The sequence below is a fragment of the Terriglobales bacterium genome (assembly GCA_035457425.1).
GTDB lineage: Bacteria > Acidobacteriota > Terriglobia > Terriglobales > Acidobacteriaceae > JACPNR01.
Map to the genome: position 1 here is coordinate 1 of DATIBR010000030.1, position 21729 is coordinate 21729.

General features: G+C 65.4%; 20 protein-coding genes. 8 read left to right on the forward strand and 12 right to left on the reverse strand.

The window, feature by feature from the left end:
- Positions 1-187: deaminase (locus VLA96_02345; GenBank protein HSE48028.1), on the reverse strand; the 187-nt coding region annotated here is incomplete at its 3' end.
- A 194-nt stretch (positions 188-381) separates the two neighbouring features.
- On the opposite strand from VLA96_02345, the gene VLA96_02350 reads away from it, so the two are divergent.
- The gene (locus VLA96_02350) at positions 382-1389 is read left to right on the forward strand and encodes a hypothetical protein (GenBank protein ID HSE48029.1); all 1008 of its coding nucleotides are present in this window, start codon (positions 382-384) and stop codon (positions 1387-1389) included.
- Positions 1390-1482: 93 nt separating this feature from the next.
- On the opposite strand, the gene VLA96_02355 is transcribed toward VLA96_02350, so the two are convergent.
- Complete coding sequence (locus VLA96_02355) at positions 1483-2526, reverse strand: agmatine deiminase family protein (protein HSE48030.1); 1044 nt, start codon at positions 2524-2526, stop codon at positions 1483-1485.
- Positions 2526-3440: a carbon-nitrogen hydrolase gene (locus VLA96_02360; protein ID HSE48031.1), complete on the reverse strand. Its 915-nt coding sequence runs from the start codon at positions 3438-3440 to the stop codon at positions 2526-2528. Before VLA96_02360 ends, VLA96_02355 begins: the two co-directional genes overlap by 1 nt.
- A gap of 101 nt (positions 3441-3541) precedes the next feature.
- On the opposite strand from VLA96_02360, the gene VLA96_02365 reads away from it, so the two are divergent.
- Positions 3542-4648 carry a deoxyhypusine synthase family protein gene (locus tag VLA96_02365; GenBank protein ID HSE48032.1) on the forward strand — a complete coding sequence of 369 codons (1107 nt, stop codon included), beginning with the start codon at positions 3542-3544 and terminating at the stop codon, positions 4646-4648.
- Between the two features lie 85 nt (positions 4649-4733).
- Here the strand turns inward: VLA96_02365 and VLA96_02370 are convergent, their stop codons facing one another.
- The gene (locus tag VLA96_02370) at positions 4734-5291 is read right to left on the reverse strand and encodes an arginine decarboxylase, pyruvoyl-dependent (GenBank protein ID HSE48033.1); all 558 of its coding nucleotides are present in this window, start codon (positions 5289-5291) and stop codon (positions 4734-4736) included.
- A 117-nt stretch (positions 5292-5408) separates the two neighbouring features.
- A complete protein-coding gene (locus tag VLA96_02375; GenBank protein HSE48034.1) occupies positions 5409-6308 on the reverse strand; it encodes a LysR family transcriptional regulator in 900 nt (299 codons plus the stop codon).
- Between the two features lie 305 nt (positions 6309-6613).
- On the opposite strand from VLA96_02375, the gene glnA reads away from it, so the two are divergent.
- Positions 6614-8026, forward strand: a complete 1413-nt coding sequence (glnA, locus tag VLA96_02380) for a type I glutamate--ammonia ligase (GenBank protein ID HSE48035.1) — start codon at positions 6614-6616, stop codon at positions 8024-8026.
- A 61-nt stretch (positions 8027-8087) separates the two neighbouring features.
- Here the strand turns inward: glnA and VLA96_02385 are convergent, their stop codons facing one another.
- Complete coding sequence (locus tag VLA96_02385; GenBank protein HSE48036.1) at positions 8088-8435, reverse strand: hypothetical protein; 348 nt, start codon at positions 8433-8435, stop codon at positions 8088-8090.
- A gap of 136 nt (positions 8436-8571) precedes the next feature.
- Here VLA96_02385 and VLA96_02390 point away from each other — a divergent pair, with 136 nt between their 5' ends.
- Complete coding sequence (locus VLA96_02390) at positions 8572-8778, forward strand: hypothetical protein (GenBank protein ID HSE48037.1); 207 nt, start codon at positions 8572-8574, stop codon at positions 8776-8778.
- Positions 8779-8790: 12 nt separating this feature from the next.
- Here VLA96_02390 and VLA96_02395 read toward each other — a convergent pair whose 3' ends face one another.
- Positions 8791-12312, reverse strand: coding sequence for a response regulator (locus VLA96_02395; GenBank protein HSE48038.1), 3522 nt, complete (start codon positions 12310-12312; stop codon positions 8791-8793).
- A gap of 270 nt (positions 12313-12582) precedes the next feature.
- On the opposite strand from VLA96_02395, the gene VLA96_02400 reads away from it, so the two are divergent.
- Positions 12583-13038: a VOC family protein gene (locus VLA96_02400; GenBank protein HSE48039.1), complete on the forward strand. Its 456-nt coding sequence runs from the start codon at positions 12583-12585 to the stop codon at positions 13036-13038.
- Between the two features lie 3 nt (positions 13039-13041).
- On the opposite strand, the gene VLA96_02405 is transcribed toward VLA96_02400, so the two are convergent.
- The gene (locus VLA96_02405; protein HSE48040.1) at positions 13042-14112 is read right to left on the reverse strand and encodes an alpha/beta fold hydrolase; all 1071 of its coding nucleotides are present in this window, start codon (positions 14110-14112) and stop codon (positions 13042-13044) included.
- Positions 14113-14117: 5 nt separating this feature from the next.
- The gene (locus VLA96_02410; protein HSE48041.1) at positions 14118-14603 is read right to left on the reverse strand and encodes a DinB family protein; all 486 of its coding nucleotides are present in this window, start codon (positions 14601-14603) and stop codon (positions 14118-14120) included.
- A 67-nt stretch (positions 14604-14670) separates the two neighbouring features.
- On the opposite strand from VLA96_02410, the gene VLA96_02415 reads away from it, so the two are divergent.
- The 3 genes from VLA96_02415 (at position 14671) to mdh (ending at position 20027) form a co-directional block, all read left to right on the forward strand.
- Positions 14671-17577, forward strand: coding sequence for a hypothetical protein (locus VLA96_02415; protein HSE48042.1), 2907 nt, complete (start codon positions 14671-14673; stop codon positions 17575-17577).
- Between the two features lie 62 nt (positions 17578-17639).
- Positions 17640-19079, forward strand: a complete 1440-nt coding sequence (locus VLA96_02420) for an NADP-dependent isocitrate dehydrogenase (protein HSE48043.1) — start codon at positions 17640-17642, stop codon at positions 19077-19079.
- Positions 19080-19100: 21 nt separating this feature from the next.
- A complete protein-coding gene (gene mdh, locus VLA96_02425; GenBank protein HSE48044.1) occupies positions 19101-20027 on the forward strand; it encodes a malate dehydrogenase in 927 nt (308 codons plus the stop codon).
- A 69-nt stretch (positions 20028-20096) separates the two neighbouring features.
- Here mdh and VLA96_02430 read toward each other — a convergent pair whose 3' ends face one another.
- The 3 genes from VLA96_02430 to VLA96_02440 form a co-directional block, all read right to left on the reverse strand.
- Complete coding sequence (locus VLA96_02430) at positions 20097-20345, reverse strand: zf-HC2 domain-containing protein (GenBank protein HSE48045.1); 249 nt, start codon at positions 20343-20345, stop codon at positions 20097-20099.
- Complete coding sequence (locus VLA96_02435; protein HSE48046.1) at positions 20339-20980, reverse strand: sigma-70 family RNA polymerase sigma factor; 642 nt, start codon at positions 20978-20980, stop codon at positions 20339-20341. Before VLA96_02435 ends, VLA96_02430 begins: the two co-directional genes overlap by 7 nt.
- A 215-nt stretch (positions 20981-21195) precedes the next feature.
- Positions 21196-21723: a peptidylprolyl isomerase gene (locus VLA96_02440; GenBank protein ID HSE48047.1), complete on the reverse strand. Its 528-nt coding sequence runs from the start codon at positions 21721-21723 to the stop codon at positions 21196-21198.
- Positions 21724-21729: the final 6 nt, after the last annotated feature.

Here is a 21729-nt window from a genome sequence, read left to right on the forward strand (position 1 = left end):
AAGCCACGATCTCCGCGTGGGCCGTGGGGTCGTTCTCGGTGATGTTCCGGTTGCGGCCCCGTCCTACCACCTGGCCGGCACAGACCACCACTGCCCCGACGGGGACTTCGCCCTCCGCCTCGGCGCGCGCCGCCTCGCGGAGGGCTTCCTCCATCTGCAGGATGTCGTGTTCCAGTCTGGGGTCCATCGCCTAAGTGCCTGAGCCGCGGGAGGCAAGCAGAGTAGCTGCCGGATAATTCTATCGTTTCTAACTTACTGCTAACCCCGGCAAACCCCCCGCTAGTAACCACTTTCTAACTGTAGGCACTGCTTCTCTCGCTCGCGCCTTGCGCGGGCGCACAACGAACGCCCAGGTTAGGGACTTTCCACAGGAGTCACACGATGAAGAAGACACTCACGATCACAGCGATCCTGCTGCTGGTGGCGGCGCTTGGCTTTGCGCAAGATCCGTCCGCGAGCGCAGCCGGCTCACAGACCAGCACCCAGAGCAGCGACCAGTCGCTTCGCGGCTGCCTCAGCGGCTCGGAAGGCAACTTCACCCTCGCTTCCGACAACGGCCAGACCATCAAGCTGTCGGGCGACGACGCCAAGCTGAAAGAGCACGTCGGCCACATGGTCGAGATCAAGGGCATGCCCGAGCAGAGCAGCGCTGATGCCAGCGCGGCCTCGTCCGGCGCCAGCCAGCCGCAGAGCTTCGCGGTCAGCGACGTCCAGATGATCTCGGAAAGCTGCAGCTCGCAGACTTCGAGCGCCGCTCCTGCCGATCAGAGCACCGCGTCGGCGGCGGGCACAACCTCGACCGAGCAGTCCACCGCCACCACCGGTGCGGTGAGCTCGGACGAGCAGAACACGGGGAACGTGGGCAACGGCAACATCGCGAAGGACACCACGTCCAGCGCGCCGACTGACTCGGCTCCGGCCAACCAGTCCGCCACCGCGACGACCACGCCCGACGCGAACGCTTCGGCCAGCGCCAGCACCACGACGCCCGATGCGAGCGCGACTGCCAGCACGACGGCTCCGGACGCGAGCGCCTCGGCCACGACCGGGACGACCACGCCCGATGCCACCGCTTCGGCTTCCACGACTGCTCCGGATGCGAGCGCCTCGGCGACGACCGGGACGACCTCAACCGACGTAGCCGCCGGCCAGCCGGCGACTTCGAGCGAGTCGGCGGGCATGCAGCAGGAACAGCAGCCGGCGGCTCCTGCCGCTTCGGCCACTGAGCCAGCTGCCGACCAGAACGCGCAGGCGAACGCCGGCGAAAACCAGCAGGGGACGGAAGTGGCGCAGAACCAGCTGCCGCAGACCGCTTCTCCGCTGCCGCTCCTCGGCCTGTTGGGCCTGGGATCGCTCGCCGCGGGCTTCATCTCGCGCCGTAAGAAGTAACCAGGGCGATCGTTTCTCGACCGCTTGAACCGGAACCGCCCGGGCCAACCAGCCCGGGCGGTTTCGTTTTGCGTGAAGGGCGGAGGTGAGAGGTCAGGCCGGTTGCTGCTGGGTCATGCAATGCATCGCGCCCAGGCCCCAGACAAAGTCGCGCGAGTAGATGGGAACAACGTCGCGAGTGGGGAACAGGCGCGCGAGGATGTCGAGCGCCTCGCGGTCGTTCGGGTCGCCGAAGATGGGCGCCAGGACAGACGCGTTCGCGATGTAGAAATTCGCGTAGCTGGCCGGCAGGCGCTGGCCTTCCATCACCACCGGTCGCGGCATCGGCAGCTCGACCACCTCCAGCCGCTTTCCGTCCTGGTCGGTAGCCCGGCGCAGATCGCGCAGGTTCTGCTGCAGCGCGGAGTAGTTGGCGTCGCGGGGGTCGCGCTCGGCGGCGGCAAGGACGGTGCGCGGTCCCACGAAACGCGCGATGTCGTCGACGTGGCCGTGAGTGTCGTCGCCCACGATGCCGCGCTTCAGCCAGATCACCTTCTCGATCCCGAGATAGGTCGCGAACACCCACTCCAGGTCGCGGCGCGAGAGGTCGGGGTTGCGCGCTTGAACGCGTTTGTGGAGCAGGCACTCTTCCGTGGTCAGCATGGCGCCGCGGCCGTTGACGTCGATGGAGCCGCCTTCGAGCACCACCCGGCGCGCTTCATGCTCCACGAGCAGGCGCGGGGCCCGCAGCGTGCGCGCGATGAACTCCGGCACGTGCTGATCCTGCTTCCAATCGGGATACTTGGCCCAGGCATTGAACTTCCAGTGGGTCGCGACCAACTCTTGCCCGCGCTTGGCAAAGACGGGGCCGGAGTCGCGTGTCCAGACGCGGTCGGTCGGAAGGCGGTGGAAGCGTACGTTCTTGAGCGGGACGTTGCTGCGGATCAGAACGTCGTGCGCCGCCCGCTGCTGCTTCGCATCGCGCACCAGGATCTCGCAGCGCTCGCCGGCGGCGATGCCGCGCACGATCTCGGCGTAGATCCACGGGATGCAGGCGAGCTTGCCGGGCCAGTCGCTCTCTTTGTGGGGCCACGCGATCCAGGTGGCGGCGTGTGGCTCCCACTCCGCCGGCATGCGCAAGCGTGCGGACCGAGCCATCAGTCGATGAACCGGTGCGTGATCGAGGAGTAGGAATCGATGCGGCGGTCGCGCAGGAACGGCCAGTTGCGGCGCACGTCTTCCAGCTTCGCGAGGTCCACTTCGCCCACCAGGATCTCTTCCTTGTCGTGACTGGCTTCGGCAAGGACGGTGCCGAACGGGTCGCAGAGGAACGAGCCGCCCCAGAACTCCAGGCCTTCGCCGGCGGCCCTGTTGCCGCGGATATCGCCCTGTTCGTGGCCGACGCGGTTCACGACCGCGACATACACGCCGTTCGCGATGGCGTGGGAGCGCTGGATGGTCCGCCAGGCGTCGTGCTGCTGCTTGCCGAACTCCTTTTTCTCGGCCGGATGCCAGCCGATGGCGGTCGGATAAAAAAGCACGTGCGCGCCCTGGAGCGCCGTCAGGCGCGCGCCCTCGGGATACCATTGATCCCAGCAGACCAGAGCGCCGATCTTGCCGGCTTGTGTATCGAAGGCCTTGAAGCCGAGGTCCCCGGGCGTGAAGTAGAACTTCTCGTAGTAGAGCGGGTCGTCGGGGATGTGCATCTTGCGATAGATGCCCTTGGTGGAGCCGTCCGCGTCGATGATGGCGGCGGTGTTGTGGTACACGCCGCGCGCGCGCTTCTCGAACACCGAAGCGATGACGACAACCTTGTTGTCGCTGGCCGCCTTGGAAAGCGCCTCGGTGGTCGGGCCGGGAATCGGCTCGGCCAAGTCGAACAGCGCCGCATCTTCCCGCTGGCAGAAATACTGCGTGCGGAAGAGCTCCGGCAAACAGACGACGTTCGCGCCCTTGGCCGCGGCGTCTTTCACGCGGGCGACGGCCTTGGCCACGTTCGCTTCCGGGTCGGGGCCGCAGGACATCTGCACCAGCCCGACCGAGAACTTCTCTGCCTTCGCGTTGCCGCTCATCCGTCCGATGATAACAAACGGACCGCGAGCGGCAGCATTGACGCAAACGGTGCGAGGCTGTAGTTTCTCAAGTTCTCTGAAAAATCATTCGAGGTGACGGCTTGAAGCAGAAACAGGCCAAAGGGAAGACGGCAAAGCCGCCGAAGAAGGCGCATTTCACCGAGGGTAGCGGCATCGAGCGCAAGCTGCACGATCCGGTCGCGGACAAGCTGCGCCCGGTCTATCCGCTGGACCTGAGCAAGGCGAAGTCCATCAACGACCTGGTGAAGCAGATGGCCGACACCGCCTTCACCGGGCGCCAGCTGGGCGAGGCGGCCGACGTGCTCGAGGCGATGGCACGCGACAAAGACTGCTTCGTCGTGATGACGCTGGCGGGCGCCATGACCGTGGCCAAGATGGGCCTGGTCATCGCCGACCTGGTGGACCAAGGCATCGTGAACGCCATCGTCTCGACCGGGGCGCTGATGGCGCACGGCCTGGTGGAGGCGTCGGGCCGGCACCACTTCCGCTACGACGAATCCATGAACGACGTCGAGCTTTACGAGGCGGGCTACAACCGCGTCTACGACACGCTCGAGCCCGAGCGGAACCTCGACGACATCGAGGCCATCATCTTTGAGATCCTGGAAGCCTGGGACCCGAAGGAGATCCTCTGCTCGTGGAAGCTGAATCGTGCCATCGGGAGGTACCTGCACGAGAAGGTCGAAGGCCGCGGCATCCTGCGCTCCTGCTACGAAAAGAACGTGCCGGTGTTCGTGCCCGCGTTCACGGATTCCGAGCTGGGATTGGACGTGGCGCTCTCCAACCGCATCCGCGTGCGCGACGGCAAGCCGAAGTTCCGCTTCGACCCCTTCGAGGACCTCGACCACTTCTCCGAGACGATGCTCAAACAGAAGCGCATCGGCATCTTCACCATCGGCGGCGGCGTGCCGCGCAACTGGGCGCAGCAGTTCGGCCCCTACACCGAGCTGCGGCATCGGCGCGCGGGCGAAGACGTTCCTTTGAAGCGCTATCACTACGGGCTCCGCATCTGCCCGGAGCCGGTGTACTGGGGCGGACTGTCGGGCTCGCCGTACTCCGAGGCCATCTCGTGGGGCAAGTTCGTCCCGCCGGCAGAAGGTGGACGCTTCGGGGAGGTCTTCGTGGACGCCACCGTCGGGCTACCGATCATCGTGGCCGCAGTGCTGGAGCGGCTGAAGAAGAAGTGATAAGGAGCCGGTTACGAGAAGATCAAAGGCCGCCCAGGAACGGGCGGCCTTGTCGCTTTGCGCCCCCGGGTCGAGGGCGCTACACCTAATCGAAGATGAGGATCGCGGCGGCGATGACCGTGGTCCACAGCCCGCGCTTGGAGCCGACCGCGGACTGCGTGATGTTCATGGTGCGCACGATCTTGTTCGAGATGCGGTAGATCTGCTTCTTCTCGTCCCAGGAAGAGTCGGGATCGAACTCCACGTCTAGGGTGGTGGCGAGCATCTCGGCGGCGAGCTCTTCCGCGTAATCGCCGGCCACGTCGTCGGTCTCGCCGAACGAGTGGTGCTCGCTCAGGTAACCGTAGGTCGTGCGGTCGGCGGGGATCGCCAGGCCGATGGACGATGCCAGCAAGCGGTGGGGCTCGCGCGTCGAGTTCTCGGCCACGACCGCGAACACCACCTCACCGTGGTTCAGGTACTTCAACCCCTGCGTCCGCGTGATGAGCTTGCAGTTGGGCGGGAAGATGGAGGAGACGCGCACCAGGTTCTGCGACGCGATGCCGGCGTCGCGCAGCGCGAGCTCGAAGGACGTGAGCCGTTCTTTGTGCCGGCCGGCGCCCTTGGTCAGGAAGATGCGCTTCGGCACCATGTCTTTTCCCAATTCTTGTTCCTCCCGCGACCGCCGCGATTTTGGTGCGAATCAAAAAATCTAACACAGCGACCGGCGCGCGTCGTGCGGATTTTCTGATTGCACAAGGAGTGGTGCAGGGAGCAAGGCTCAGCCGAGTTGCTGCTGCGCCGGCTTGAGCTTGACGGCGATGTCGATGAACGCGAGCGCGGCGCGGGAGAGGGCCTTGTCTTTGCGGAACACAAGAGCAAGATCGCGCTTGATGTGCGCGTCGGCGAGCGGAACGGCGGCCAGGACCTTGGCGCGGACGTCTTCGGCGGCGTTCGAGCGGGCGATGAAGCCCACGCCGACGTCGGCGGCGACGAAGCGCTTCAGCAGTTCGCTCGAATCCAGCTCCATCGAGACGTTTGCCTTCAGCTTTCGCTCAGCGAACAGCGCCTCCAGCGCGTCACGCGTCCGGCCAAAGCGGGGAAGCAACAGCGGGAACTTCGCGATCTCGGCCAGCGAAGCCGCTTTCAGCTTGGCCAGCGGATGGTGCGGCGGCGCGATCAGCACCAGTTCGTCGCGGTGGATCTGCACCACCGTCATGCGGTTGTCGGTCACCGGCATGGAGACCACGCCGAAGTCCACCGTATTGTCGACGATGTAGTCGAGGATCTTGGCGCGCTCGGCGCGGTTGATGTTCACGCCGACGCTCGGATACTGCTTCTTGAACTCGGCGAAGACCTCGGGAAGGATGTGGAGGCAGGTCGCCTCGTTCGCGCCAACGACGATCTCGCCCTTGGGGACGCGCTCCATCTCAGCGAGGGCGGTCATCATCGCCTTGCGCTGCTCGATGGCGTCCTCGGAGTATTTCTGGAAGGCCTTGCCCGCGCCGGTGAGCGCGACCTTGCCGCCGGAGCGATCGAACAGTTTGGCGCCCACTTCCTCCTCGAGCGCGCGGATCTGGGCGGAGACCGCCGGCTGCGTGCGGAAGCGCTTCTCCGCCGCGCGCGAGAAGCTCGCGTGTCGTGCGACCTCGAGGAACGTCTCTAGCTGATCGAAGTCCATGCCGCACTTATGGTGCAGTAGACGGCGAAAAAGAACAACCTCGGAAGTGGGCAGCGTCTTTTCCTCTGTTTCCACCGCCTAAGTCATTGAATCGGAACGGGCGACCGGCCCATAAGCTCCGGTTATCCCGGCAATAAAAACTATCAATTTCACAAATCCCGCTCGCGCCCTGAAGATGTCTCCAGGTTCGCCACGGCGAATCTACCAGCCACAACTTATCCGGCGCTTCAGGGGACGCGATGCAAGACGTGTTCCCGAGGGCGCAAGACTTCTTAACGAAGCACAACTGCTCAAAGGAGCGTTCCATGTCTGATCCGAAGACAGTCATGCAGTTCGTGAAGGACAACGGGGTGAAACTCCTCGATCTCCGTTTCACGGATCTGCCGGGGCTGTGGCACCACGTTTCCTATCCGATCGACCAGTTCAGCGAGGCCTCCTTTGAAGAGGGCTTCGGCATGGACGGGTCGTCGATCCGCGGCTGGGCGGCCATCCACGAGAGCGACATGCTCCTGATGCCCGACCCGACGTGGTACATGCTCGATCCCTTCACCGAGGTCGCGACGCTGGTGATGGTCGCCGACGTGATCGACCCGGTCACCAAGCAGCGCTACGACCGCGACCCGCGCTACATCGCGAAGAAGGCGGAGATGTACCTGGCCTCCACCGGACTGGCCGACACCGCGTTCTTCGGCGCCGAGGCGGAATTCTTCATCTTCGACAACGTCCGCTTCGACCAGCGCGAGAACGAAGGCTACTACCACATTGACGCCGACGAAGGCCGCTGGAACTCGGGACGCAAGGAAGGGAACCTCGGCTACCGTCCGCGCTACAAGGAGGGCTACTTCCCGGTGCCTCCCACCGACCACTACCAGGACCTGCGCAGCGAGATGGCGATGACCATGCAGCAGTGCGGCCTGGAGGTCGAGTGCCACCACCATGAAGTCGCCACCGGCGGCCAGACGGAGATCGACCTGAAGTTCAACAAGCTGGTGCGCTCCGCCGACAACATGATGACCTACAAGTACATCGTGAAGAACGTGGCGAACCAGTACGGCAAGACGGTCACCTTCATGCCGAAGCCGCTGTTCCAGGACAACGGCTCGGGCATGCACACGCACCAGTCCCTGTGGAAGGGCGGCAAGCCGCTGTTCGCGGGCGATGGCTACGCGGGTCTCTCGCAGATGGCGCTGTGGTACATCGGAGGGTTGATCAAGCACGGCCCGGCGCTGGCGGCGATCATCGCTCCGACGACGAACTCGTACAAGCGCCTGGTGCCTGGCTTCGAAGCTCCGGTGAACCTGGCGTACTCGCGCCGGAACCGCTCCGCGGCGTGCCGCATCCCCATGTACTCGGCCAGCCCGAAGGCCAAGCGCGTGGAGTTCCGGCCGCCGGACCCGAGCTGCAACCCCTACATGGCATTCGCAGCCATGTTGATGGCGGGCCTGGACGGCATCGAGCACAAGATCGATCCCGGCCAGCCGCTCGACAAGGACATCTATGATCTGGGTCCGGAGGAGCTCGCGAAGGTTCCTTCGATGCCCGGCTCGCTCGGCGACGCCCTCGACGCTCTGGAGAAGGACCACCAGTTCCTGCTCAAGGGCGACGTCTTCACCGAAGAGCTGATCCGCACCTACATCGACTACAAGCGCGACAAGGAAGTGAAGGCGGTCTCGCTTCGCCCGCACCCCTTCGAGTTTGCGCTGTATTACGACATCTAAACGGGTTTGCAAACGACTTGGCCCGCCGGAGACGGCGGGCCATTTTCTTGCCGGGGAATGGTCAGCTACTCGCCAGTTCGGAGACCTTCTGCGCCAACGCCGGCGGGACGCTGACCGGGACCTCCAACCAGGCGTCGGCGGAGGTGAGCGCCTTGCCGTCAGACGGCCGATAGAGCTCCAGGACCTTCGCGTTGGGGCAGCGTTTCCGCAGCAGATCGAAGACGCGGACGCGCTCGGCGCGGGGCACGCCTTGTCCGATGACGGCGACGTCGACCGGGTATTCCGCGCACGCGCGTTCCGCTTCCGGAACGTTCTTCACCGAGAGCACCCGGTGCCCGGCGCTCTCGAGGATCATGCGCCGGGTCTGCGACAAAGTGTCGTCGGTGCTGAGGCACATCACGACGGCCATGCCCGCCTGCCGTAAGTCTTGGATTGAGAGAAAGCGGCCGGATTTTATGCCGCCTCGTTTCCGCGATGCAAGCGCCAACTCCCGACAGCCGCGAGTTCGCCGGGTGGATTCGGAGGTCGGATATACTCGTTTCACCGTGTCCAAGAAGAAGCCGAAGCGAAAGGCGAACGTGCGCAAGGTGCGTCCCACGCATCCAGCGGCGCGCGACGAAGGACCGCGGCTCATCCCGCTGGACATCAGGCGCAGCGGGCAGCATTTTGGGCGCGCCATCGAGCTGGCGGACATCGCGCTGGGCTTGAAGCAGCCGGCGCCCAAGACGTCCCAGCCGAAACGGCAACGCTGATCCAGGACGAGGCTACGGATGCGCCGGTTCGGGTTCGAGCATGCGCTCGAGTCCGGCCACGACGTCCGCCAGCTCGCGCTCCAGGGCGGCGAGGGCCTCCTGCCAGTTTTCCAGCTTGTTATTCCGTCCCATCCTCTCTAGGCGCAGGGCGGCCGCGACCGCGGACTGCGCGTAGAAGTTCGCGACCGAGCCCTTGAGCGCGTGCGCGGCGAAGCGCACTTCCTGGGAATCGCCGGCGGCAAGCGCCGCACGCAAGCGCTCGAGCGTCCGCGGGTAGTCGGTGCGGAAAAGTTGGAGCAACTCCGTCAGGAGCTCGCGGTCGCCGCCAAGCGACGAGAGCAGCGCGCTCTCGTCGATGCATTTCACGTCCGCCACATGCGCCGGTGGCCGGCTGCTCGAAGGGGCCGGGGCCGCTTGGGCCAGGGCGGCGCCCGCGCCGGACTTGGGCACGACCGCCGCGATGGCGGCCTTGAGGTCGCGGGGCTGCACCGGCTTGGCAAGGTAGCGATCCATGCCCGCTGCCAGGCAGCGCTCCTGGTCGCCCTTCATGGCGTGGGCCGTGAGCGCGACGATGGGAAGGTGTACGGCGGTCTGTTTCTCGCGCTCGCGGATCCGTGCCGTCGCCTCGAAACCATCCATCTCAGGCATCTGAACGTCCATCAAGACCACGTCGAAGTCGTGCTGCGCGACCTGGTCGACGGCTTCGCGTCCATTGGCAACGACCGTGACGTGATGGCCCTCGCGCTCAACCAGCCGCGCTGCGACCTTCTGGTTCACGGGATTGTCTTCGGCCAGCAGGACGCGCAGGGCGACCCGCTCCTGCTCCAGGTTGTGGCGCGTTACGAGCTTCGGTCGCGCCTCTGCTGACCCCAGCACGGTGACGATCGCGTTGTAGAGTTCCTTCTGCTTGATGGGCTTGGTGAGATAGGCGGCGATGCCGAGCTCGCGACAGCGGGCGGCGTCGCCGCGCATGGCAGCGGAAGACAGCATCATGATGGTCGCGCTGTCGAGCCCGGGCATCTGCTTGATCCGCTTCACCAGCTCAAAGCCGTCCATTTCCGGCATTTGCGCGTCCACCAGGATCAGCGGGAAGGGATAGCCGCTCTGCTGGGCGTTGGCGAGCAGCGCGAGCGCACCGGCGCCGCTGGCGACCTCGGTGGGCAGCATGCGCCAGTGGGTAAGGGTCTCGTGCAGGATGCGGCGATTGGTGGCGTTGTCGTCGACCACTAGCACCTTCAGGTCGTGTAGATCCACCTCGCTGGACGACGGCCTGCGCGAGGTCGCCGGGGCCTTGCCGAGGCGCACGGTGAAGTGGAACGTGGAGCCCTTGCCGGACTCGCTCTCGAGCCAGATGCGTCCGCCCATCATCTGAACGAGCCGGGCCGAAATGGTGAGGCCCAGGCCCGTCCCACCGAACTTGCGCGTCATGGAGCTATCGGCCTGGGTGAAGGCGCCGAAGATGGATTGCTGTTGCTCTTGCGGTATGCCCACGCCGGTGTCGGTGATGCTGCAGTGCAGCCAGGAATGCTTGTCATCCTCGGAGGCGACGCGGCATCCGAGCCGGACTTCGCCCTTCTCGGTGAACTTGATGGCGTTGCCGACGAGATTGAGGATGACCTGACGAAGCCGGGTCGGGTCGCCGATGAAGGCGAGGGGCACGGAGGGCGGGATGTCGCAGGTGAGCTCGAGCCCCTTCTGATCGGCGCGCCACGCCAGCGTCCTCATGGTCTCGTCGAGCGAATCGCGCAGGTCGAACGGGATGGCTTCGAGGTCGAGCTTGCCGGCCTCGATCTTCGAGAAATCCAGAATGTCGTTGATGATGGAGAGCAGGGAATCGGCGGAAGACTTGATCAGGTTGAGGCACTCGAGCTGGTCGGCGGTGAGGTCCATGTCGAGCAGGAGCTCGGTCATGCCGACGATGCCGTTCATGGGCGTGCGGATCTCGTGGCTCATGTTGGCGAGGAACTCGCTCTTGGCGCGGCTGGCGGCTTCGGCGGCTTCCTTGGCGCGCAGGGCTTCCTGCTCCGCTTGCCGGCGCGCGCGCTCTTCGGCGTCGCGCTGCAGGCGTGCATGCAGGACCGGGGAGAGATATTCCGCGATGCGTTGCAGTTCATCCAATTCGGCATCGTGGTACCCGCCGTGCTTGTCGGCGAGCGCGAGGAGCCCGACCGGTTGTTGGCCGTGAACGACCGGCATGATGAGTGCGCATTGCACGGTGATGCCGCATGGGAATCGCACTGGATCGTTCGAGAGACATGAACGGCGTTCCTGCAGAGCTTTTCCCCAGAGCCCGGTCCAGGCAGAGGGCGGGAGCATGAGATCGCGAGGTTGGAGCCCGCACTTGCGCTGCGAGGCGGCGCAGGCGGAAGGCACGATGAGAGCACCGCGCTCATCGATGTAGCCAAAAAGCCCGCAATCACTGTGGAAGCCTTGCAGCACGGCGTCGAGGACCTCGGAAAAGATCTTGCGGTCGGGGGACGTGAGGAAGATGTGGGCCAGGGTGTTCTTCAGAGCAAGTTTGGCCTCGGATTGCTGGAGCTTGTGAAGCGTGAGCCGGCGTTCGGCGATGTCGCGGATATTGGCGACGATGTATTCGCGATCAAGCGTCACCCTCTTGAGGCTCACCTCCACCGGCAGGGCGGAACCGTCTTTGCGGCGGTAGAAGGACTCGAAGACGCAGGAGCCACTAGCCTCGAGCGCGGCCGAAATCTCCGCGAGCGGATGCGCAGCACCGGCGACGTCGTGCACGGTCAGCCCGAGAAACTCTTCTCGGGTGTAGTCGAGAAAGGCGCAGGCGCGCCGGTTGACGTCCAGGATCCGCAATGTCGCCGGGTCGACGACCTGGATGGCGTCGTTGGATTCGTCCATCAGCGCCCGAAACAGCTGGAGGGAGTGCTCCGCGCGCTTGCGGACGGTGACATCAAAGAAGATGCCCTCGGCGTATTCGACGCCGTCGTCGCCAACGAAGGTGCGGAAGGCGCGGTCATGCACCCATATCCACTCGCCGTCCTTGCGTTGATACTCGTATTCGATGTCGAACGGATCGTGCTGATCGAACAGAGCAGCAAAGGCGCTCAGCACACGCTCCCGATCACCGGGGCGGATACGGCCGAGCCAAACTTCTTGTGCTTGCGCGCACATCTCCGCTGCCGTGTAACCACAGATCTGAGCGACGTTCGGGCTGATGTAGGCTGTGCGGCCGTGGCGGTCGGAGACCCAGACGATATCGGGAAGATGCGTGACCAGGGATTGATAGCGCTGGGAAGCGCGGCGGCTCGCTTCTTCGGCGGCGAGACTGCGCGTCACTTCCGCCCTGACCTCACGCCAGCGCCGCCAAGAGAAATACGTGAGCGCAAACGACAGGAGCAGAAGAAGGGTGACCACTTCGTCCACCTCGTCGGCGCCCGAGAGCAGGCGAAGTAACCGGCTAACCCCATGGAACCCGATCGCCAGCCCCCCTAACAGCAGCATTGCCAGGGCAATGTAGGCCAGGTCGAGCAACGCTCGTTTCCGATAGCCGGCTCCGTCGGTCATTACCTCCTCCTGAGAGAACTGCGAGTGCGCGTGCCAGCACCTTGCGCTGGAACGTTGCCGCTTGCATAGCACGCCCATGGAGCGGAGGAGCGAGTGAAAAGCAAAAACGCCGCTGCCCGCTCCCAAACTGGAACGGACGCCGACTAGCTTAGGCAGGGCAGCCGGGCGTCATAATAGGGAGAAACACAAAACCGCGGCATGGCAGAATGGCCTCTTGCGCAGTAGGCAGAAGGTTGCGGTCGCGAGCGCAAAGAAGAACAGGAGGGAAGCATGGCGGTGCACTTCCAACCCAAGCAATACCACAGCGTTACGCCGTACTTGATCGTGAAGGGCGCGGCGAAGGCGCTCGACTTCTACCAGCGCGCCTTCGGAGCCGAGGAGCTCTACCGCATGGAACACGAGGGCAAGGTGGGCCATGCGGAGATGAAGATCGGCGATTCGGTGGTGATGTTGGCCGACGAGCATCCGGAAATGGGCGCGCTCAGCCCGCAGACGATCGGCGGTTCGCCGGTCTCGCTGCTGATCTACGTTCCCGACGTGGATGCGGCGTTCGCCCGGGCGCTGAAGGCGGGCGCGAAGCAGGAGCGGCCGATCGAGGACAAGTTCTACGGCGACCGTACCGGCGGCGTAGAAGACCCGTTCGGATACAAGTGGTACCTGGCGACGCACAAGGAAGACGTGACGCCGGAGGAGATGGAGCGCCGCATGGCGGCGATGCCGAAGTAGCCGCTACCTGGCCGTCCGCTTCAGGAAATCAGCTAAGTACTGCTGGTACACGCGAGGCATGGTGTGCGTACCGTGCCCGCGGGTCGCGTCGGTGTACGGGATCACGACGGCGCGTCCCTGGGGGACGTTCTTGATCTCGCGCTCGAGGATGCCGAGCTCGGGCGGGTTGATCAGGTCGTCGGCAAAATTGATGGCGAGCAGCGGCGCGCGGATGGTCCCGAGCCTGGGCTGCGGGTTGTAGTCGTACGAGGCGTCGAGCGCGTAGGCGATGTCGTTGGCGTCGGTGCCCTTCAGGCGCGCGACGACGAAATCATCCACCACCTTGTCGGCCTGCTCGCGGGTGGGCGCATCCTTCTGGCGCTGCACCGGGTTGCTGCTCATCAGGAACAGCATGTCGATGGCGACCTTCAGGCTGTGCGGCTGCGTGCTGTAGTCGCCTCCCTGGAAGCCAGGATCGTTGCGGATGGCGTCGATGGCCATCTTGCGCCACGCGCGGTTGCGGCCCGCGATCTGCACCGGCAGGGAAGCGAGCGGGAGAAGCGCGTCCATGAAGTCGGGATACTTCTCGCCCCACACCCAGGTGTGCATGCCGCCCATCGAAGTCCCCATCACGAGCCGCAGATGGTCCACGCCCAGGTGCTCGGTGAGCAGGCGGTAGTGCGCGGTGGTCATGTCGTCGTAGTTGTAGCGGGGGAAGCGGGCGCGCAGGCCGTCGCTCGGCTTGGAGGACTTGCCGTGGCCGATGCCGTCGGGGATCACGATGTAGTACTTCGCCGGGTCGAGCAGCCCGCCGGGGACGAAGAGGAAGCCGGCAAAGTTCTCGTTCAGGAAGTTTTCGCCGGAGCCGCTGGTGCCGTGCAGGATGAGGACAGCGTTGGCCGCGCGGCCGCGTGCGTCCTTCTTCAGCGTCCCGAAGGTGCGGTAGTGGATGCGCAGCTCAGGCAGAGTCGCACCCGACGCGAACTTGATGTCCTTCATCACGAAGTCGCCCTGCACCGGTGGCGGCACGGCCGCGAGCTGCGCGAACAATGCGGTCGAGAGCAGGAAGAGGATGGCGGTCAGGCGGCGGAGCATGGAGGCTAGTCCTTTCCGAAATACCAGTTGTACCAGACGGCGCTGAGGGCGACTTTCTCCGGCATCTTGAGACCGTTCTGCTTCAACGCCAGCATGATGGAGCCGCGGTGGTGGGACTCGTGCGCGATCATGTAGGCGAGCCAGCGCACGGGCTGCCCTTTGAAGTATTTGATCCTTCGGCCCGAGTTCAAGCGTTCCTTTAAGTATTGCTCGACCGCCTTGCCGGAGGCGCGGAAGGCGCGCAACAGCTCGCGCTTGCCGGGTTCGGCCTTCGGGGCGAACGTGGGGAGGCCGCGAACGTTGGCGCCGTTGTACTTCATCCAGCCGACCCGCACCTTGTGGAGGTGGACGAACTGGCGGGCGACGGTGCGTCCGCGGGAGGCGAGCGGCACGGCGGCGAAGCCCTTCGCGGGGATGGCGGCGATCAACTGTAGGTCGACGCGGTTGTTGACGCGCCACGTAGTGAGCAACTGCTGGATCAGGGCGTCCATGGATGCGCGTGATTCTGGGCGCGCGGGCGGGCGCTGTCAATCGCTGCGCCTGTGTTACGTTTCTCCCGTGGCGACCACGGCAAAAATCCCGTTCCGCGACCTGGCCGTCGCCGAGGACAACCTGGAGCGGGTGAAAGAGCGGCTCACGCCGGCGGCATTCTCGGCGCTCCCGAACCTGCTGGCGGACTCGCCCGACCCCGATGCGGCGCTCAACCTGCTCGAGCGGCTGTGCGCGACCGCGGAAGAGCCGGTGTTGCGCCTCTTTGCCGGAAACCAGGTGCTGCTGCACTACGCCGTCGCGCTCTTCGGGCACTCGCAGCACCTGGGCGAGACGCTCATCCAGAACACCGACCTGCTGCACACGCTGGCGCGCGAGAAGAACCTCGACCGCTCGCATGGGCGAGAAGATTTCCGCGACCACTTCGCACGCTTCTCGTCGCGCTCGCTCGAGACCGATATCGCGCTCCTGCTGGCCAGGTTCAAGAAGCGCGAGTACATCCGCGTCGTGCTGCGCGACGTGCTCGGCATCGCGACCCTCGCGGAGGTGACGGCGGAGATCTCCGCGCTGAGCGACGTCCTGATCGAAGAGGCGCTGCGGCACGCGGCGTCGGCGCTACACCGGAGGTTCGCCGCGCCGCAGGCGCTGGATGCGCAGGGGCGGTTAGTGGATGTGCCGTTCGCTGTGCTCTCGCTGGGCAAGCTCGGAGGAAACGAGCTCAACTACAGCTCGGACATCGACCTGCTCTACATCTTCGGGGATGGCGAGCCGCCGCACGCGGAGAGCGCAGCCGCCCGCGAGATCTCGAACCGCGAATACTTCATCCGGCTGGCGCAGCAGACGACCGAGGTCCTGGGCAAGGTGACGGCCGAAGGACAGGTGTTTCGCATCGACCTGCGCCTGCGACCGCAGGGGCGTGAGGGCGAGCCCGCGGTAGCCCTGGGGCACGCGCTGCGCTACTACAACGAGCGCGCGCACGACTGGGAGCTGCAGGCGCTGATCAAGGTCCGGCACTCGGCCGGCGACCTGGCCCTGGCACGGGAGTTTATCCGCGCCGTGCAGCCAAGGGTCTATACCGAGAACGTCAATTTCTCCGCCATCGAGACCGCGCTCAACACGCGCGACAAGATCTCGACGCGGCGCAGCCGGGCGGTGGCGTACGGACAGGAGAGCGGCAGCGTCGACGTGAAGCTGGACCGCGGCGGCATCCGCGACATTGAGTTCCTGGTGCAGTGCCTGCAGCGCGTCTATGGCGGCAAGGAGCGCTGGCTGCGCTCCGGCGGCACGCTCTTCTCGCTGCAAAAGCTGCACGACAAGCAGCACGTCAGCGGCAAGGACTTTCACGAGCTGACCTCGGCGTACGAGTTCCTGCGGAGGTTGGAGCACCGGCTGCAATTGCGGCGTGGGCAGCAGGTGCATCGCTTGCCGGAGTCCGAGGAGGAGCAGCGCAGCGTGGCGCGCTCGGTCAGTGGGGAGAACCCGACCGCCGAGGATTTCCGCGACCTGGTGGAGCGGCGGATGGCCGCAGTCGCCGACATCTATGAGCGCGTCATCCACAGTCAGCAGCAGCACCAGGACAGGGCCAAGGAGGACGAATTCCGCCTGGCAGCCACGCTGGAAGCCAGCGGCGACCAGTCGTACCACCAGATGCTCGAGCGGCTGGCCGTGGATTCCCCGGCGGTGTATGCCATTGCTGCGCGGCGCGAACTGCCCAGCCACACGCGCAAGAATCTGCACCGCTTCCTGAGCGCGGCCTTCACCGGCTCGGACCGGTACGCGGCGGTGCTGCGCGAGCCGCAAGCGCTCGAGCGGGCACTGCGGCTGTTCAGCACCAGCGACTTCCTGACGGAGATCCTGCTGCGTCATCCGGAGGAGATCGCGACGCTGGCGGGCATGGGTGAGCCGGCCGCGGCCGGCTCGCTGCTGTTCGACGATGAGACGGTCGGAAGGGTTCCCGACCCGATCTTCGACTACGTAGCGCAGGCGGGCATGGCCCGCCCGGAGCGACTGGCGCTGTTGCGGCGGCACTATCGCCATCGGCTGTTCGCGACGGCGGCACGCGACGTGATGGAGCTACGCGGCGTGTACGAGTCGCTTGCTGAGATGACCGCGACCGCGGACGACGCGCTGCGCGCGGCGGTCGCGATGGCCGGCGCGCCGGATGGGTTCGCTGTCATCGCACTGGGAAGGCTGGGCACGGAAGAGTTCGACGTGGCGTCGGACGCCGACCTGCTGTTCGTGCGCGAGGAAGACGTGCACCCGAAGGCCGCGACGCGCGCGGCGGAACTGGTGGTCGAAGCGCTGGCTGCCTACACCCGTGATGGAACGGTTTTCGCCGTGGACCCACGGCTGCGTCCGCGCGGGGCAGAAGGCGAGCTGGTGACGACGCCGGCGGCGTTGCGGCAGTACTTCCAGGGCGAAGCGCATGCGTGGGAGGCGCTGACCTACACCAAGCTGCGTGCAGTCGCGGGAAGCGGGCCGTTGGGCGCAAAGGCGGCGGAGGTGGTGCGCGGCGAGCTGGAGCGGTTCGCGCGCGACGGCCGCCTGGCGGATGAGGTCCGGGCGATGCGCTTCAAGCTCGAGAGTTCCGACAACGGTGCGAACTTCAAGTTGGCGCCGGGCGGCTTTTACGACATCGACTTCATCGTCAGCTATCTCCTGGTGCGGCATGGGCTGCGCGATACGCGGGGGAACATCCGCGAACGGTTGTACGGGCTGGCGGAGCGGCGGCTGCTGTCGGACGCGGACTGCGCGACGCTGGACCTCGCCGCGGAGCTGCTGCGAACGGTAGAGCACGTCATCCGGCTGGCGCTGGGACGAGCGCGGAAATCGTTGCCGGTGGCGGAACACGCGCGCGAGGTCACCGAGCGGCTGACGGCGAAGATGCTGGACCGGCAACTTGCCGGCGGACTGGAGCAGGAACTGGCGCAATCGTCCGCGAAAGTCAGGGAGATCTACGAGCGGGTCGTGCGTTAGGGCAACCGCTTTTCGTCTTTCCGAACCCCCGGCGGCTATAATCAAAGGTTTTCGGAGGCCCCATGTCTTCTTCCTATAACGGCGTCCCGCTGCCGCCGGACGGCGCGCGCATCGACTACGCGGGCGGACGCTTCGTCATACCGGAGAACCCCATCATCCCGTTCATCGAGGGCGACGGGACCGGGCGCGACATCTGGAAGGCGTCGCGACGCGTGTTCGATGCGGCGGTGCAAAAGGCCTACGCCGGCAAGCGCAAGGTCGCGTGGTATGAGGTGTTCGCGGGCGAGAAGGCGTTCACGCGATTCAAGACGTGGTTGCCGGACGATACGGTGCACGCCATCCGCGACCTGCGCGTCTCCATCAAGGGGCCGCTGACGACGCCGGTGGGCGGCGGCATCCGCTCGCTCAACGTCACGCTGCGGCAGACGCTTGATCTCTATTCCTGCGTGCGCCCGGTGCGCTACTACCAGGGCGTGCCGTCGCCGGTGAAGCATCCGGAGCGCATGAACGTGGTCATCTTCCGCGAGAACACCGAGGATGTGTACGCGGGCGTGGAGTGGAAGCAGGGCACGCCCGACGCAAAGAAGCTCATCGACTTCCTCAACAACGAGATGCTGAAGGGGACGAAGAAGCGGATCCGCGAGGATTCCGGCGTCGGCATCAAGCCGATCTCCGTGACGGGCACGAAACGCCTGGTGCGGATGGCCATCCAATACGCGCTGGCGAACGGACGCAAGAGCGTCACGCTGATGCACAAAGGCAACATCCAGAAGTTCACCGAGGGCGCCTTTCGCGAGTGGGGCTACGAGGTCGCGACCGAGGAGTTCCGCGCCCAAGTCATCACCGAGCGCGAGAGCTGGATCGTCGGCAACAAGGACAAGGACGCCGGGCTGACGGTCGAGCAGAACGCCGCCATGATCGAGCCCGGACTGGAACTGGCAGCGGAAGACTTCCGCCAGCAGGTGTATGCGGAAGTTAAGAGCGTGCTCGACAAGATCTATGCCAGCCACGGCAAGGGCGCGTGGAAGAAGAAGTTGATGATCAACGACCGCATCGCGGATTCGATCTTCCAACAGGTCATCACGCGGCCCGAGGAGTACGCGGTGCTGGCCACCCCCAACCTGAACGGCGATTACATCTCCGACGCGTGCGCGGCGCAGGTCGGCGGGCTGGGCATCGCTCCGGGAGCGAACATCGGCGACCAGCATGCGATCTTCGAGGCGACGCATGGCACGGCGCCGAAGTACGCGGACAAGGACGTCATCAATCCCGGTTCGGTGATCCTCTCGGGCGTGATGATGTTCGAGTTCCTCGGCTGGACCGAGGCGGCGCGGATGATCGAGGACGCGATGGAGCGGACCATCCAGCAGAAGAAGGTGACGTACGATTTCGAGCGCCTGATGGAAGGCGCGACCAAGGTGAAGACGAGTGAGTTTGCCGACTACATCATCCGGAACATGGAGACACCGAAGCGGACGAGCTCGAGCTCGGCGGCGGATTAATACGAGAGGAAGGATTCATACATGCGCAAGAAAGTAACCATCGTAGGGAGCGGCAACGTCGGAGCGACGGCGGCGCATTGGATCGCGTCGAAGGAACTGGCCGACGTCGTGCTGATCGACATCGTGGAAGGCGTGCCGCAGGGCAAGGGACTCGACCTGCTGGAAGCGATGCCGATCGAGAAGAAGGACTCGCACATCCTCGGCACCAACGACTACGCCGATACGGCAAACTCCGACATCGTGGTCATCACGGCCGGCATCCCGCGCAAGCCGGGCATGAGCCGCGACGACCTGCTCAACACCAACTACAAGATCATGCAGGACGTGGTCGGCAAAGTGGTGGCGAACTCGCCGAACTGCATCCTTATCATCGTCTCGAATCCGCTGGACGCGATGGCGCAGGCCGCCTACCGCATCTCGAAGTTCAATCGCGAGCGCGTGATCGGCATGGCGGGCGTGCTCGACTCGGCGCGCTTCCGCACCTTCGTCGCCGAGGAACTGAAAGTGTCGGTGGAGAACGTGACCGCTTTCGTGCTCGGCGGCCACGGCGACACCATGGTGCCGCTCGTCCGCTACTCGACGGTCGCAGGCATCCCGCTGCCGGAGCTGATCGCCAAGGACCGCCTCGATGCCCTGGTGCAGCGCACGCGCGATGGCGGCGCCGAGATCGTGAAGTACCTGAAGACCGGCTCGGCCTATTACGCGCCCTCGGCTGCGGTGTGCGAGATGGTGGAAGCCATTCTGAAGGACAAGAAGAAGATCCTGCCGTGCGCGGCGTATCTCGAGGGCGAGTACGGGATCAAGGGCTTGTTCGTCGGCGTGCCGTGCAAGCTGGGGGCCGCGGGCCTGGAGCAGATCATCCAGATCAAGCTGACTCCGGAAGAGCAGGCCGCGCTGCAAAAGAGCGCGGACGCGGTGAAGGAACTCGTGGCGGTGATCGGGGCCTAGGAACACCGCCCGGCCGAGGGTGGGCGGGCTACGACCCCGTTGATCTGGGGCGGCGCTGCGGCGTCGCCCTTATTTCTTGCCCAGGTGGGTGTCGAGCTTGGAGTAGAGGCGCTGGCTGAAGCCGTGGGGCACGTCGAAAGCCTTGCCGTCGCCGACGAGCTGCACGACGTTGCGGGAGCCGTCGAGCACCGCGGTGCAATGCGCGCACACCTTGAAGTGGGCTTCCATCTTCGCGCGGACCTCGGGCGCGATGTCGCCCTCGAGATAGTTGGAGATCTCGCGGAACACCTGCAGGCAATCGACCGGGATCTTCACCATGAGCGCACCTTCCGATAGGGTTCACCACTGGTCCAGGCGCCATCGAAGCCGGGCGCGAGCTGGTCGCGCATCTGCAGCCGCGCGCGCAGCAGCCGGACCTTCACGTTCGCTTGCGAAATGCCGAGGATGGCGGCCGTCTCCTCGATGTTGAAGCCCTCCACATCGCGCAGGATGAGGACGCTGCGGTACTTTTCGTCGAGGCGCAGGAGCGCGGCCTGGAGCGCCTCGCGCAGCTCGCGCCGGGCGAGCGTCTCGCTCGGGATCTCGCGCCAGTCCGCTACGTCCTTTGGGATGTAGTCGGCGGCAGGGTCTTCGTCCGCGGGCGCGTCGAGCGATTCCTCGCCGCGGCGGTTGGCGCGACGGCGGCGGGCGAGCGCCTCGTTGATGACGATCTGCACCAGCCAGGTCTTGAAGCTCGATTCGCGCCGGAACTGCTTGAGGTTGAGGAAAGCCTTGAGCACGGCGTCCTGGGCCGCGTCTTCGGCGTCGGCCTCGCTGCGCAGGATGCCCCAGGCGGTGAGGTAAAGCGTGCGCTCGTGTGGCCGCACGAGGTCGTAGAAGGCCTCGTTGTCGCCGGCGAGCACGCGCGCGATGAGCGCCAGCTCTTCGGAGTGCGACTTGGCGGCGGTGGTCAAGGGGGTGAATGTACCGCAAACCGCGGCCTCCGCGGTACGGTGCAGCCAGTCGAGGGTGCCGGCCGGCGGGTCAGGCTCGGGAGTGCAGCAGCGAGACATCGCGTCAGGGGTCTGACGCCACGAGGGCCAGGAAGGTTACAGCGGTACGGCGGGCGAGTCGCCCGCCTCCACAACCATGAGTGAAGGCCACGGCCGAGGGCGGCCGCGGTACCCGTTCACGAGCGCTCGATGGTCACCGAGTTGATGTGGACTTCCTTGGCCGGCTTGTCGTTGGCCGCGGTCTTCACGCGCGAGATCTTGTTCACGACCTCCATACCCTCGACCACTTCGCCGAAGATGGTGTGCTTGCCGGTGAGCCACACGGTGGGGGCCACGGTGATGAAGAACTGCGAGCCATTGGTGTTGGGGCCCGCGTTGGCCATGGCGAGCTTGCCGGGCTTGTCGAACTTGTGCGGCGAGCCGGAGGTCTCGTCCTGGAACTGGTAGCCCGGGCCGCCGTAGCCGGTGCCGGCGGGGTCGCCGCCCTGGATCATGAAGTCGGGGATGACGCGGTGGAAGATGGAGCCGTCGTAGAGCTTCTCCTTGGACTTCTGGCGGGTGACCGGGTGGGTCCATTCGCGCTTGCCCTCGGCGAGGTCGGTGAAGTTCTTCACCGTGATGGGTGCTTCCTTCTCGAACAGGCGGCAGACGATCTTGCCTTCGGTAGTATCGAACGTGGCGTAGGTACCGGCGGGACGTGCCATGTGTTT

Bases quoted from the DNA above. Each gene is read 5' to 3' on its own strand.
- VLA96_02350 (HSE48029.1), top strand. From the start codon at position 382: ATGAAGAAGACACTCACGATCACAGCGATCCTGCTGCTGGTGGCGGCG.
- VLA96_02355 (HSE48030.1), bottom strand. From the start codon at position 2,526: ATGGCTCGGTCCGCACGCTTGCGCATGCCGGCGGAGTGGGAGCCACAC.
- VLA96_02360 (HSE48031.1), bottom strand. From the start codon at position 3,440: ATGAGCGGCAACGCGAAGGCAGAGAAGTTCTCGGTCGGGCTGGTGCAG.
- VLA96_02375 (HSE48034.1), bottom strand. From the start codon at position 6,308: ATGGACTTCGATCAGCTAGAGACGTTCCTCGAGGTCGCACGACACGCG.
- glnA (HSE48035.1), top strand. From the start codon at position 6,614: ATGTCTGATCCGAAGACAGTCATGCAGTTCGTGAAGGACAACGGGGTG.
- VLA96_02385 (HSE48036.1), bottom strand. From the start codon at position 8,435: ATGGCCGTCGTGATGTGCCTCAGCACCGACGACACTTTGTCGCAGACC.
- VLA96_02395 (HSE48038.1), bottom strand. From the start codon at position 12,312: ATGACCGACGGAGCCGGCTATCGGAAACGAGCGTTGCTCGACCTGGCC.
- VLA96_02400 (HSE48039.1), top strand. From the start codon at position 12,583: ATGGCGGTGCACTTCCAACCCAAGCAATACCACAGCGTTACGCCGTAC.
- VLA96_02405 (HSE48040.1), bottom strand. From the start codon at position 14,112: ATGCTCCGCCGCCTGACCGCCATCCTCTTCCTGCTCTCGACCGCATTG.
- VLA96_02410 (HSE48041.1), bottom strand. From the start codon at position 14,603: ATGGACGCCCTGATCCAGCAGTTGCTCACTACGTGGCGCGTCAACAAC.
- VLA96_02420 (HSE48043.1), top strand. From the start codon at position 17,640: ATGTCTTCTTCCTATAACGGCGTCCCGCTGCCGCCGGACGGCGCGCGC.
- mdh (HSE48044.1), top strand. From the start codon at position 19,101: ATGCGCAAGAAAGTAACCATCGTAGGGAGCGGCAACGTCGGAGCGACG.
- VLA96_02430 (HSE48045.1), bottom strand. From the start codon at position 20,345: ATGGTGAAGATCCCGGTCGATTGCCTGCAGGTGTTCCGCGAGATCTCC.
- VLA96_02440 (HSE48047.1), bottom strand. From the start codon at position 21,723: ATGGCACGTCCCGCCGGTACCTACGCCACGTTCGATACTACCGAAGGC.